The organism is Leptolyngbya sp. ST-U4, assembly GCF_039962215.1.
Taxonomy (GTDB): domain Bacteria; phylum Cyanobacteriota; class Cyanobacteriia; order Elainellales; family Elainellaceae; genus Leptolyngbya_A.
The window spans coordinates 292,597-304,909 of the sequence record NZ_JAMPKZ010000001.1 but is presented as its reverse complement, the minus strand read 5'-3'; the positions used below and the strand labels follow the sequence as shown (position 1 = coordinate 304,909).

Annotated in this window: 11 protein-coding genes; 5 read left to right on the top strand and 6 right to left on the bottom strand. The window is 52.0% G+C overall.

Annotated elements, in window-relative coordinates; genetic code table 11:
* Nucleotides 1–354: 354 nt before the first annotated feature.
* The 3 genes from NDA02_RS01300 to NDA02_RS01290 all read left to right on the top strand — a co-directional run bounded on the left by NDA02_RS01300 (nt 355) and on the right by NDA02_RS01290 (nt 2,959).
* Nucleotides 355–747: a tetratricopeptide repeat protein gene (locus NDA02_RS01300; protein WP_242067108.1), complete on the top strand. Its 393-nt coding sequence runs from the start codon at nt 355–357 to the stop codon at nt 745–747.
* A gap of 165 nt (nt 748–912) precedes the next feature.
* Nucleotides 913–1,974, top strand: a complete 1,062-nt coding sequence (locus NDA02_RS01295) for a D-alanine--D-alanine ligase (protein ID WP_190789876.1) — start codon at nt 913–915, stop codon at nt 1,972–1,974.
* A gap of 292 nt (nt 1,975–2,266) precedes the next feature.
* Nucleotides 2,267–2,959, top strand: coding sequence for a hypothetical protein (locus NDA02_RS01290; RefSeq protein WP_190789873.1), 693 nt, complete (start codon nt 2,267–2,269; stop codon nt 2,957–2,959).
* A gap of 225 nt (nt 2,960–3,184) precedes the next feature.
* On the opposite strand, the gene NDA02_RS01285 is transcribed toward NDA02_RS01290, so the two are convergent.
* On the bottom strand, nt 3,185–3,481 hold the full coding sequence (locus NDA02_RS01285; protein ID WP_190789872.1) for a DUF2973 domain-containing protein: 297 nt from the start codon (nt 3,479–3,481) through the stop codon (nt 3,185–3,187).
* A gap of 254 nt (nt 3,482–3,735) precedes the next feature.
* Nucleotides 3,736–4,062: a DUF2605 domain-containing protein gene (locus tag NDA02_RS01280; protein WP_190789871.1), complete on the bottom strand. Its 327-nt coding sequence runs from the start codon at nt 4,060–4,062 to the stop codon at nt 3,736–3,738.
* Between the two features lie 182 nt (nt 4,063–4,244).
* On the opposite strand from NDA02_RS01280, the gene thrS reads away from it, so the two are divergent.
* Together thrS and NDA02_RS01270 are read left to right on the top strand one after the other, a co-directional pair.
* Nucleotides 4,245–6,098, top strand: a complete 1,854-nt coding sequence (gene thrS, locus NDA02_RS01275; RefSeq protein WP_348254290.1) for a threonine--tRNA ligase — start codon at nt 4,245–4,247, stop codon at nt 6,096–6,098.
* Nucleotides 6,099–6,738: 640 nt separating this feature from the next.
* Nucleotides 6,739–8,640 (top strand): mechanosensitive ion channel family protein, encoded by a 1,902-nt coding sequence (locus NDA02_RS01270; protein WP_190792206.1) that lies wholly within the window; start codon nt 6,739–6,741, stop codon nt 8,638–8,640.
* On the opposite strand, the gene NDA02_RS01265 is transcribed toward NDA02_RS01270, so the two are convergent.
* The 4 genes from NDA02_RS01265 to gntT all read right to left on the bottom strand — a co-directional run bounded on the left by NDA02_RS01265 (nt 8,600) and on the right by gntT (nt 12,241).
* On the bottom strand, nt 8,600–8,905 hold the full coding sequence (locus NDA02_RS01265) for a histidine kinase dimerization/phospho-acceptor domain-containing protein (protein ID WP_190792207.1): 306 nt from the start codon (nt 8,903–8,905) through the stop codon (nt 8,600–8,602). The genes NDA02_RS01270 and NDA02_RS01265 overlap by 41 nt on opposite strands.
* 127 nt (nt 8,906–9,032) lie before the next feature.
* Nucleotides 9,033–9,431, bottom strand: coding sequence for a glutamyl-tRNA amidotransferase (locus tag NDA02_RS01260; RefSeq protein WP_190792208.1), 399 nt, complete (start codon nt 9,429–9,431; stop codon nt 9,033–9,035).
* Nucleotides 9,432–9,445: 14 nt separating this feature from the next.
* Nucleotides 9,446–10,615, bottom strand: a complete 1,170-nt coding sequence (locus tag NDA02_RS01255; protein WP_190792209.1) for an HlyD family efflux transporter periplasmic adaptor subunit — start codon at nt 10,613–10,615, stop codon at nt 9,446–9,448.
* Between the two features lie 309 nt (nt 10,616–10,924).
* Nucleotides 10,925–12,241, bottom strand: a complete 1,317-nt coding sequence (gntT, locus tag NDA02_RS01250) for a guanitoxin biosynthesis MATE family efflux transporter GntT (RefSeq protein ID WP_199296582.1) — start codon at nt 12,239–12,241, stop codon at nt 10,925–10,927.
* Nucleotides 12,242–12,313 lie beyond the last annotated feature (72 nt).

Below are 12,313 nucleotides of genomic sequence, written 5' to 3'. Positions count from 1 at the left end.
GCTTATTCTTTTATCAATTCTTCCATCAGTTTCTGTTGCATTTTTAGCGATCGAATTCTGAGTTCAATTCCAGTTCAATTCAACTGCAACAACCGCCCCGTCGATCGAGTTCGTAGAGCGAAGCGATACCCACCCAGACCTTGCACAGACGAAATACCAACGCCCTGCCCGCGTCGATGTCCCACCTGCCCATTTGCCTGCTCGCTAGGCGAGTCTAAAGGCTTCCTGCTAACGCTGAGGCGAAGCCCTTGACCCCTGTTTTAATTCCAGTGATCTAAGTTTGATATTAAGACTGCGGCACTTCCCGGTCTGCCATTTATCCTCACTAGCAATCTACATTTGATGTCTCATTTGATGTCTTCTTTCTCTGAATCTCATTCTGCACAATCCTGGCAGAAGCAAGGCTGTGTCCTCTGTGTTGAGGAGCAGTATGACGCTGCTTTAACGGCATTCGATCGCGCTTTAAAGCTCGAACCACGCAATTGCCACACCTGGAACTACCGCGGTAATGCGTTATCTGCAATCGATCGCAAAGCGGAAGCCCTGGTTTGCTACGACCGGGCAACGGCGATCGACCCTGACTATCATCAAGCCTGGTTTAATCGCGGGCTGCTGCTGGCAGAAATGCAGGCTTATGGGTCTGCCCTGGAGTCATACAATCGGGCCATTGCAATCTATTCCGACCCGCGTTACCTGCTTGCGAAAGAGGATATCTGGCTGAAGCAAAAGCTAACTGCGTTTTCTTGAGCTTGATCTCCCGATTCGCAGGCTGCTTCTGATGCTGCTGCCTAGGGCGACAAGGCTCTTCCAAATTAGGTTTATTGTTTATCCGCATAGCGCAGCAAAATTGTGGGGTTGTGATAGGCTATCTGCGATGAGGTGAGCGGGAGAAAGAAATCCATGACCACGCCTATAAACACGCTTAGCGTCGGTTTGCTCTTTGGCGGACGATCGGGGGAACACGAAGTCTCGATTCGGTCTGCTCAATCGATCGCCCGGGCACTGGCAACCGCTCCCAATCCAGAAAAATATACGCTGCTGCCTTTCTACATTCAGAAGGACGGCTGCTGGCAAGGCGGAGACATCGCTCAGCAGGTTCTCGATTCGGGTGTGCCGCTTGCCCTGAATGACGAGAATTTCGATCGCGCCAAACTGTGGAATTTGCCGTCTGATGCTGCAACAGTGAATGTTTGGTTTCCGGTTCTGCATGGTCCGAACGGCGAGGATGGAACGGTTCAGGGCTTGCTGAAGCTGATGCAGGTTCCCTTTGTGGGTTCTGGGGTGCTGGCTTCATCGGTGGGGATGGATAAGATCGCGATGAAAAGCGTTTTTGCTCAGGTCGGGCTGCCGCAGGTGAGATATGAGACGGTGACGCGAGCAGAGGTCTGGTCGAATCCCTGTGTGTTTCCTAAACTGTGCGATCGGTTAGAAGCAAATCTAGGCTATCCCTGCTTTGTTAAGCCTGCTAATCTTGGTTCGTCTGTTGGAATTGCCAAAGTCCGCACCCGTGCCGAGCTAGAAGCCGCGCTAGACAGTGCTGCCAGTTACGATCGCCGCATCATTGTCGAGGCAGGCGTAACAGCGCGAGAAGTAGAATGCGCGGTTTTGGGTAATGATCAGCCGAAGGCTTCTGTGCTAGGGGAAATCATCTTTAGCAGCGACTTTTACGACTACGAAACCAAGTACACACCAGGGCAGTCGAGCCACCAAATTCCGGCAAAACTGCCGCCGGACGTAACGGCACGGATTCAGGAAATGGCAATTCAGGCGTTTCAGGCGATCGACGGAGCAGGCATTGCGCGGGTCGATTTCTTTTACGTAGAGCAGACCGGAGAAATCCTGATTAACGAGATTAATACCCTGCCCGGGTTCACGGCAACCAGCATGTATCCGATGATGTGGGAGGCGAGTGGAATTGCCTATCCGCAACTTGTCGATCGACTGATCCAGTTTGCCCTCAAAGGCGATTCATAGTCTGCTGCATCTACCGCACCCCTCTGTCCCCTACCCACAAATTGGTGAAACGAATAGAATAAACGTAGCAGGATCAAACGCCTGTAACGAAGTGGGTGATCGATGTAGTTGATTTGGGATGCAGTGAGTAGGGCTGAGAGCGATGGGCAGGCAAACCGTCCGGCAGCAAACCAGAGCAAATGTTCGTCATCGGTCAGGCACATCAAATCCACGTCAGACCCGAGCAGGTCGTTCAAATTCTCCACTGTCACAGCCCCACCCTCGGCGTTCTCGCCCACCGGGGTTAACCTCTTTGCTAAAGCAATCGCACCATCCTGGCTTTCTCCTTGTTTTTGGGCTATGGGCGATTCTGCTCGTTGCGGCAACGCTGGCAGCCCGATCGCTGCTTGACCCGACAGTTGTTTCTCCTGCAACGGTTTCTTCTGCTCCTGCTGTGCCGTCTACGGCTGAAGCTCCACCCGAATCGGGAATTTCACCGTCTCCGCCTGCAGAACCAATACCAGGGAGGTCGACGAATGGAGCCATTGATTTTGAGCAGACGGGTCTACCCGGTGCAGCTTTAGACGATCGCGACTTTTATCAGCCTTCTCAAGCACCCAGTTTGCTGATCGTGCTATTGGGGGCGACCGCCCTGAGCATGGCGATAAGTGGGGTTCTAGTATCCCATGCGCTGCGTCCGCATCGACCCATTCCTAGATTAGAAAGCAAGTCAGGAAGACCGCCTGTGGTGAAGTCTGCTGCATTAAAGCAACTTGCTGCCGCCACGTCTCCTGAGGTTCAGCCAGCTCCGATCGCTCAGCCAGCCCTGGTCCAGACAATGGCTCAGACAACGGTTCAAACAACGAGTAATCCCAAAACCGCAGAAGCCACAACGCCTGCAATCGTCACCGTTTTGCCTTCAGACCAGAGTTCACCGCTGGATTGGGACGAGCCAAGTCTGGCAGATAGTCTTGACCTGCGGCAGCAGCAATCTTTACCGTCCTAAGTTGCTCTTGCCCTGCTTAGCGCAGCAGCGTATTGTCTTAGCCCCATAGCTCCAGCTGCCAATTAATTATCTATCAATAAAATTAATTATCCCCAGCGAGCTGCCTTTAAGCTGCAACAATCGCCAGGGAATTTTGCGGGATAGAAACGAACTTAGCTTGATATCAACGACCGTAAATGCCGCATTGGATAAGTTTTTCTGAGAATTCCATTCGAGCGCGATCGCTTAGCGGGTTTCTTCAGAAGGATCGTCCTGTCCGCCAGGGGAAGCATTGAAGAGGGCATCCAGCCGTTCGCGGGCATCCTCAACACTAATCGATCGCATCACCAAGTACGGCTCCTTACTGAGATTGCCTGCATCATCAAGCAGTTCAGGATGGGGTGTAACGTAGCGGCGATTTTGTCTGCCGTTGCCGTAGGATCGCTGAGAATCGATGCCCAGCATCATCATGCTGCGAATGAGATTGCCAACCGCCAGGAATGCCAGGATGGTAAAGGCAAAAATGTAAAGCAAATGAAACATAAAAGCTTGCCTCCAGACCAAATCTCTCAGAAATCAGATGCGCCTTAATCTCGAAACCGATTGTTGGGACTGACTGCCGAGCTTGACTGTCAGCACTTGCTATCGGTATGAGCAGAAAATGTCAGCCCTCTTTGCCAGGCGTTTCACTATTCTCTGCTCAATTCCACTCGTTCACACTATACACAATAGTTTTTTAAAAGTTATCTTCCTTTAGTTTCTCAGATTTTAGGAGGATTCGTCATCCATCCTGCCCTCTATCGCCGGTCTGCCTTCTGAGTCCGGTAGCGCATTCCGACCTGCCAGCACTCCGTCACCAAATGGTGCCAAGGCATCAGAATGGCAGTGTCTAAGCCCACCTGTCCCTCGGTGAGGTTAACCAGCATCTGAGCCGTTGCAACTTCTCGCTGCGCCTGCTGCACCCGGACCAGGAGGCCTGCTTGTTGTTCGGTAGTGAGAAATTCGATCGTCTCAGACTCTAATAAAGTGCGCGATCGATTGAACCAGTATTGAAAGTCTTCTAAAAGGGGCTGAAGCAGGTTTTTGAGAAACTCCGGGTCAGGAGATGATTGGGAATCGAGCATTTTCACCAGTAAATTCGTACTTTTTAGCTTAACGCATATTACGAAATGTAACAAATGTGAGGTTGATTCACCGCTTCTCTCAGAAAGTTTTGCGAGGAAGATGAAAAATGAAGGACTGCGGCTCAGCCCATCGGTCGATAAGATAGAGGCTAGAGCATCAAAAGTTCAATTCTATTCATCCCATGTCCTATTCAGAAGCCCACGCTGCTGTCGAACAACCTCAGAATCAAGCCCAGGCGCAACCCGAAAAAATTTACCTACCGCGCACCAGCGAATCCGAAGCACTCCAGAAGATTCGCCACACGACTTCGCACGTCATGGCAATGGCAGTCCAGAAGCTATTTCCCAAAGCGCAGGTGACGATCGGACCCTGGATTGAAAACGGCTTCTACTATGACTTTGATAGCCCCGATCCGTTTACCGAGAAGGATCTGAAGGCGATTAAAAAAGAGATGATCAAAATCATCAACCGTAAGCTGCCCGTCAGTCGAGAAGAAGTGAGCCGGGAAGAGGCAGAGCAGCGGATTAAAGCGATTAACGAGCCATATAAGCTAGAAATCCTGAACGACATCAAGACCGAGCCAATCACTATTTATCACCTGGGCGACCAGTGGTGGGATCTGTGCAGTGGTCCTCACCTGGAAAACACGAGTGAGCTTGACCCAAGTGCGATCGAGCTAGAGGCGGTGGCGGGGGCATACTGGCGCGGCGACGAAACCAAGGCACAGCTTCAGCGAATTTATGGCACTGCCTGGGAAACTCCCGAACAGCTTGCCGAATATAAACGCCGCAAAGAAGAGGCACAGCGACGCGATCACCGACGGCTAGGCAAGGAACTGGGACTGTTTATTTTTGCCGATCCGGTTGGTCCTGGTTTACCGCTGTGGACACCGAAAGGAACCGTGCTGCGATCGACCCTGGAAGACTTTCTGAAACAGGAGCAGATCAAGCGCGGCTATTTGCCCGTGGTCACGCCCCACATTGCCAGAGTCGATCTGTTCAAGATTTCGGGACACTGGCAGAAGTACAAAGAAGATATGTTCCCGATGATGTCCGACGATGACGAGGAGCGGGAACAGGAGCAAGGCTTTGTGATGAAGCCAATGAACTGCCCGTTTCACATTCAGATCTATAAGAGTGAACTGCGATCGTACCGCGATCTGCCGATGCGCCTGGCGGAATTTGGCACGGTCTATCGCTATGAGCAGTCGGGCGAACTGGGCGGCTTGACTCGCGTTCGTGGCTTTACGGTGGATGACGCTCACCTGTTTGTCACCCCAGAGCAGCTCGATCAGGAATTCCTCAATGTGGTGGATCTGATTTTGTCGGTGTTCAAGAGTCTTCAGCTCAAGAACTTCCGGGCACGGCTCAGCTTCCGCGATCCAGAATCCGATAAATACATTGGTTCTGATGAAGCTTGGGAGAAGTCGCAGGGCGCAATCCGCCGGGCAGTGGAAACACTGGGGATGGATCACTTTGAAGGCATTGGTGAAGCGGCTTTCTACGGTCCCAAACTGGACTTTATCTTCCAGGATGTGATCGGCCGTGAATGGCAGCTTGGCACCGTCCAGGTTGATTACAACCTGCCGGAGCGATTTGACCTGGAGTATGTTGCCGAAGACGGAACTCGTAAGCGTCCGGTGATGATCCACCGTGCTCCATTTGGCTCTCTGGAACGGCTGATTGGGATTCTCATCGAAGAGTATGCCGGAGACTTCCCGCTGTGGCTGGCTCCCGAACAAATTCGGCTGCTGGCAGTCACCGAAGACTATTTGCCTTTTGCGAAACAGGTGGCAGACCAAATGCGATCGATCGGGATTCGCGTTGTCATCGACCAGAGCGGCGAACGCTTGGGCAAAATGATTCGCAACGCCGAGAAGGAGAAAATTCCGGTGATGGCCGTGATTGGCGCAAAAGAGGTGGAATCTAATTCGCTCAGCATCCGCACCCGTGCATCGGGTGAACTGGGCGCAATCCCAGTAGAGCAGGCAATCGACCGAATAAAGCAGGCGATCGACTCCTATGGGAATTTCTGACCCGGTTCTAGTCTATTCAGCCCCTTAAATCTCCTGTAAAAGAGAGACTTTAAAAGGGAGACTTTGAACAGGTTTGGTTTTTGCAGAATTCCTGGTTAAGTAACCCTTGGTTCGGCATATTTTGCTATGCAGATTTTGTCAGGTAGATTTTGTCAGGCAGATTTTGTCAGGCACACTAAGCAAGGGCTATCGATTGTGTCTGTACAGTAGCCAATTCTGTAAGAAACTTCACTTCCTCCTCGTTTCAAAGTCTCCCTTTGCTCTTTTGGAGCGACAAATAACCGCAAATCACTTTTGGAGGATTTAGGAGGCAATGCAGGATTTTTGCCACTCCTCAAATTTCCTCATTAAGCCCTGAGTCTCAAATTTCTCTTCGCCCAGGTAATGTCTTGCCCAAGGATGTTTTCAGGGGTGTTTTCAGGGGTGTTTTCAGGATTTGCTATCCTAATCACTCTTCTTTTTCGCTCGATCGCCGTTTGGCAGTTCACGCCGGAATAGACTATCATCTTGCCTGGACTTTTATGCCCGATCGTCTCTGTTAAGGAGGAATAGCTAGAGACCACCCGAATAGAACAAACTGGCGGGTTAGTGGTTTGAGAACTGGCTGCCCGGAGTTCGATGTCGTTAGGGAATTTAGCTTATGAACAATTTGCACAATCAACCACCGCGCGAGCGAGCTGCGTCACGAATTCTGGCTGGCTGGCTCCGGCAACTTCACCTGCGGAAGCTGGGCTATGGACTGATCGGACTGGCAACAGCGGCAATCGTCCTGACGCAATCGGGAATTTTGGCGGTGGGTCAGGCAAGCAGTCTACCCAGGGAAGCTCTACCGCCCCAACTCCGTCAGTTTGAGCAAAGTTTTCCCCAGATTCGCCCTGTGCCCAGTCGCGTCGGATCAGGCATCGATCGCGGCGTGGTGCGGCTCGACGGACGCAGGCTGTTTACGATCGCTGTTCCTGAAGTGGAGCAAGCCGATAAACCGGGAGAAAACCGAATTTCTAGCCGAATTAGCCTGATCCAGAAGCGGCTTCAACAAATTATCGATCGCCAGTTTGATCCAGAAACGCTGCAGGTCACGGCTAGGGTTGACCCAACCAGTCGTCAGCCCATTATTTCCGCTCGATATGAAGCAGACAGCAGAACCTACGAGGATGAACTGCTCACCGTAACTGCCCTAGATGCCGAAGTGAACGGCAGTAGTCTAGAAGATTGGGCGGATCAGCTCACCGTTGAAATTGCCGATGCGCTGGTGCGAGCACAGCAAGAACGGCAGCCCCAATCCATTAAAGGTCAAACGCTTCGCGCTCTGATTACCCTGTTGGCGATCGGCATTAGCAGCTTGAGTCTGCTTCGGTTTCAGCGACAGCTTCAGAGTGAGCGGCGGACGCTCTCGGTTCAGTCCAAGAGCAATGCTCAGCAACTCAGTGACTCAACCCAAACGCCCGTCCCTTCTACCACGAGCGAACTGCTGCAACGTCGCGCCGCAAATCAGCAGCAGCAAGGCGTAAACGATATTAAACGGCGACTATCACAGACTTTGCAGATTATCCTGTGGGGCGGCGGGCTATTTTTTATCGTGGGTTTGTTTCCCTATAGCCGATGGCTTCAGCCTTTACTGGTGCAGTGGATTCAGATTCCGCTGCGTTTGCTGGCAGTGGGAATTGTCACTTATCTGGGAGTGCGGGTGAGTGCAGTCCTGATCGATCGCTTTTTCCTGGCACTGCAAGATTCTTCGAGCTTTGATCCGTCTGCTCCGCAGCGTCTTGTTCTGCGATTTACCACTTTCTCCAGAGTGGCAAAAAGTATTGCGGCGTTGCTCTGCGTCATTACAGGAATTTTGATTGCAGTAACCTGGCTGGGTTTGCAGGTGAATCCAGTGCTCCTGACGCTGACCGGGGTAGCAGGCGTCGGTATCTCTCTGGCGTCGCAAAACGTGATTAAAGATGTGATTAATGGATTTCTGATTCTGCTGGAAGATCAGTATGGCGTGGGCGATGTGGTGGCGATCGGCGAAGTTACTGGACTGGTTGAAAATATGAACCTTCGCATTACCCAGCTTCGCAACGAAGAAGGACGACTAATCACCATTCCAAATAGCGCAATTACGATCGTGCAAAACCTGTCAAAGGAATGGTCTCGCGTAGACATCAACATCAGCGTTGCCCATACCACTGATCTCAATCAGGCTTTAATCGTGGTTGAGCAGGTAGCAATGGACATGACGCGCGATCCGTACTGGCAGGATTTAATTATCGACCAGCCTGCACTATTGGGTGTGGATAAGCTCGATTCAACCGGGTCAACTATCCGCCTCTGGATCAAAACGCAACCGCTCAAACAGTGGGAGGTGGCGCGGGAATATCGGAAGCGGCTGAAGCTCGCCTTTGATAGTGCCGGAATTGCGATCGGTATTCCGCAGCAGGCAGTTTCTCTACAGCCTTTACCGGATGAAGATGACCGTCTTGAGGAATTGCGGACGCATCGTGCCGCCGCAAAAGACGCTAAGCGAGATCAGCATCGATCATCGGCAGAGTCTCGTTAAACAGGGTATTGATTTCTTTGGCGGCGTGGTAAATCTGGCTAAGGTAGGCTTGTTGCATTGCCTCGGTGCAGTCCTCCCCATGCAGTTTTAGCAGTTCGACAGAGAGAAAAATAACACTAAGCGGTGTGCGAACTTGGTGAGAGATCGTCGTGATGAATTCAGTTTTGAGGCTTTCGAGATGACTGCAATCAAGATGACTATCTTCGAGATGACTACCTTGGCAGAAGACATCTGAACAGGAAACAGAAGAGTGGAAGTCACTCATACAAGTCTCACAAAGGAGGTACAAAGAACAAAGGAACACATCCTCCAGCCTATCGAACTGCGATCGCGACCACATCCGGGAAACTGCCCATGCGGTTTTTTAAGGTGTTTAAAAAGTGCTTGAAGATTCAGCTTGAAGAGTTAGCAATATAGGCACGCCAGCCACCCCATTGGGTAATTTCGCGCTGATCTTCACAGAGAAACGGTTCTCCCAGCACGCCGAGCACCGTTTCGCCATTGTTAAGCAGCACTTTCCCGATCGCCAGTCCGGCTGGCTCCTGCATCAGTACATTCGCTAGGCCTGCCGGAGGCACAGCCCAAATTTCAAGCGCGATCGCTCTGCCCCCTTCTGCCACGCGCATCATTGCCGGGTGCCGATCGTCGATCGACCACAGCCGATAAATTGGAGCCGTCTCGGTTTCTTGAACAAAGGTGGCTCCAATGTTCAGTAGATTCGGGTTTAGCTCTAAACCCCGCATCAGTGTACCGTTGACTGCCAGGTAAATATTGCCGCGATCGTCTTTCATTCCATTCCGAAAGATTACTTCACGTCGATTCTCACATCCACCTGCAAATTTGTCAGTGCCTCAACAGGTTTGCTGTCGTTCAGGCGGACTCGTACTTCAACCACACGGGCATCGGCATTCGCCGCCGGATCATCGTCTAGCACATCGTTTTTGAAGATTTGCCAGCCAATTTCAGAGACTTTTCCGGTAATGGGCGTTTCAAAAGCTCCGTTGCGGCTCGTTATCGTCACAGGCTGACCGACTTTCACCAGCCCAATATCGGATTCATAAACCTCTGCGATCACATCCATCTGGTTTGTGTTGCCCAGATCGAGGATGCCTTGTTCCCCGATCGTCTCCCCGCTGTGGGTGATCACGCGCAGAACTCTGCCGTCGCGAGGGGCGCGAATGGTGGTGCGATCGAGTTTTGCCTGTACCAGGTTGAGGTTTTGACGAGCAGACTCGACTGCTGCCTCTACCTGACTGAGAGAGGCGCTTGCCCGCTGCGATTGAACCTGTGCCTGGGCGTTTTGCAGGTCGGTCTGACGCTGGGTTTGCAGCCGAACTAGATTGGCTCTGGCACTATTGAGCTGTTCTTGTACCTGTCGGGTTTGGGTGATTTGCTGGTCGAGCGACTGCTGGGAAATGGCTCCCTGACTCTGTAACTCCTGCGATCGGCGAAGGTTAGCTTGTGCCAAGGCAAACTGTGCCTCTAGATCGCGGATCGTGGCTTCCTGCGACTGGATCTGAAAATTAGTAGGGCGATCGACCTGCTGCACGCGGGTTTGCGCTTCTTGAATCTGGGCATTGCCAACAGAGGTTTCTGCCTGAAGCCGTTGCTCTGCCTCTCGAAGCTGACTCGCTGCCAGATCCCGTTCTGCCAACCGTTCGCCATAGCTCTCCAGGTAGGCCAGCACTGCCCCAGCCTGAACCCGATCGCCTTGTTGCACCTGAAGCCGACCCAGCCTTTCACCAGTAGGCCCGCCCACGCGAATCACTTCCCCCTGCGGTTCCAGCCGTCCCAGAGCAACCACTTCGACCCGTTCTGGTGGGGGAGCCTGAGCCTCAATCGCGGCTTGCTGTGCCCTTTGCTGATTCGCGATGAGCTGGCTGACGCCAAAACCAACCAATCCCAGAGCCAGTGTCGCACCCGCAGCAATCACGATCCAGCCGCGCTGACCTTTGTTTTTTCTGAGCGTGTCCATAGATGCGTCGCCGAAATGACCGGTCTGTATATCCGGCAATCTGTTGAATGAATTGAACGAATTCAAGGAATTCAGTCAGGCAACTGGGCAGCCCAAAGAACTCCTTTGTTTATGTTACAAATATTTGCATTGTTCAGGAATCACCCATCTGGGGAGTTGAGGTCGTAATGTGGAATTCAGTGATGCAAAGAGTGGATTAAAGGGTGAATTAAATTCATCAGGGAATTCATCAGGGAATTCATCAGAGAAGTGGTCGGTTGCCTGGGTGGGCGAGTGAGAATGCTCCCCTAGAATCTCAGCTAGATTAATTCAATCTTCATCCTTGAGTGTCTGAGGAACTTTGATGGCTAACGTGATCGATCGCGCCAGCATAAACAGCGTCAGCGCCAGCCAGAGCAAATGGGAACTGCGAAGCCACCAGGCAACGAGCGCCATTGGCACGAACCCGACCAGCGTTGAAATGACTGCTGCCCGCCGCAGCATTGGTCCTTCGGTTAAACCCAGAAAATAGCCATCGAGCATATAGGCGATCGATCCAAAGCCAAGCACAGGCAGCAGCCAGACAACATATTGGGGTATGCGATCGAGAATTGCACGGTGGTCGGTTATCAAGCCAAACAAAGGAAGCGGCAGCAGGATAAAGGCGATCGCAAACAGCAGTCCAACGGCTAAGCTCATATATCCGGCGATTCTTAGCAGCCGCGTTAAGCCTTTTACTGTACCCTGACCGCGAAACAGCCCGGCATAGCTTTCGGTGGCAAAGGCAAACCCATCGATAAAATAAGCCGTTAGCGTCACGACCTGAAGCAAAACCGTATTCGTCGCCAAAACCTCTGTGCCGAAAGCCGAACTCAGATTTGTGAACAAGGCAAAGGTAGACACCAGCACAAACGTGCGAACCAAAATATCACGATTCAGGCTGAACACTGTGCCGAGAGCCGATCGCTCCCAGAGTGGCTTGGTGACTTTCTGCAAATCGCGCCCGCGAAACTCGCGGCTGATTAGCCCTAAACCGATCAACAGCATCAGATATTGGCTCAACGCGGTAGACCATCCCGCACCCGCACTCGCCCAGCCCCACTGCCCCACAAAGAAATAGTCCAGCACAATATTGCTGCCGTTGCTGACCGCCGAAAGCAGCAGAACTTTACCGCTCTGTCCGCGTCCCAGATACCAGCCCATCAGCACAAAGTTAATTAGCGTTGCAGGTGCACCCCAAATCAGTGCGTGGAAGTAGTCCTGCCCTGCTGCCTTCACTTCCGGCGTAGCACTCAGCAGCGCAAATCCGATCGTCCGCAGTGGAGCCTGCAACAGCAAAATTAGCACCCCAATTACCAGCGCAATCAAAGCGTGTCGTAACCCGATCGCCAATGCTTCGGTTTCATCCTTGCGCCCGATCGCCTGCGCCGTCATGCCCGTGGTGCCCATTCGCAGAAAGCCAAACGTCCAGTAAATGTAGTTAAACAACACCGTCGCCAGCGAAACTCCTGCCAGATGTCGAATCTCTGATAAATGTCCCAAAAATGCAACATCCACAATTCCTGCCAGGGGAACCATCAAATTCGACAGCACATTGACGATCGACAATCGCAAAAACGATCGAACAAACCCTGAATCCTGGTTCATTAAATCTCTCAAATTCGCTCTCTTCTATCTTCCCTTTATCTCTCCATCCCGCCTTCCCTCACCTTCTCCTCC

Bases quoted from the DNA above. Each gene is read 5' to 3' on its own strand.
- NDA02_RS01300 (WP_242067108.1), top strand. From the start codon at position 355: ATGTCTTCTTTCTCTGAATCTCATTCTGCACAATCCTGGCAGAAGCAA.
- NDA02_RS01285 (WP_190789872.1), bottom strand. From the start codon at position 3,481: ATGTTTCATTTGCTTTACATTTTTGCCTTTACCATCCTGGCATTCCTG.
- NDA02_RS01280 (WP_190789871.1), bottom strand. From the start codon at position 4,062: ATGCTCGATTCCCAATCATCTCCTGACCCGGAGTTTCTCAAAAACCTG.
- thrS (WP_348254290.1), top strand. From the start codon at position 4,245: ATGTCCTATTCAGAAGCCCACGCTGCTGTCGAACAACCTCAGAATCAA.
- NDA02_RS01270 (WP_190792206.1), top strand. From the start codon at position 6,739: ATGAACAATTTGCACAATCAACCACCGCGCGAGCGAGCTGCGTCACGA.
- NDA02_RS01265 (WP_190792207.1), bottom strand. From the start codon at position 8,905: ATGAGTGACTTCCACTCTTCTGTTTCCTGTTCAGATGTCTTCTGCCAA.
- NDA02_RS01260 (WP_190792208.1), bottom strand. From the start codon at position 9,431: ATGAAAGACGATCGCGGCAATATTTACCTGGCAGTCAACGGTACACTG.
- NDA02_RS01255 (WP_190792209.1), bottom strand. From the start codon at position 10,615: ATGGACACGCTCAGAAAAAACAAAGGTCAGCGCGGCTGGATCGTGATT.
- gntT (WP_199296582.1), bottom strand. From the start codon at position 12,241: ATGAACCAGGATTCAGGGTTTGTTCGATCGTTTTTGCGATTGTCGATC.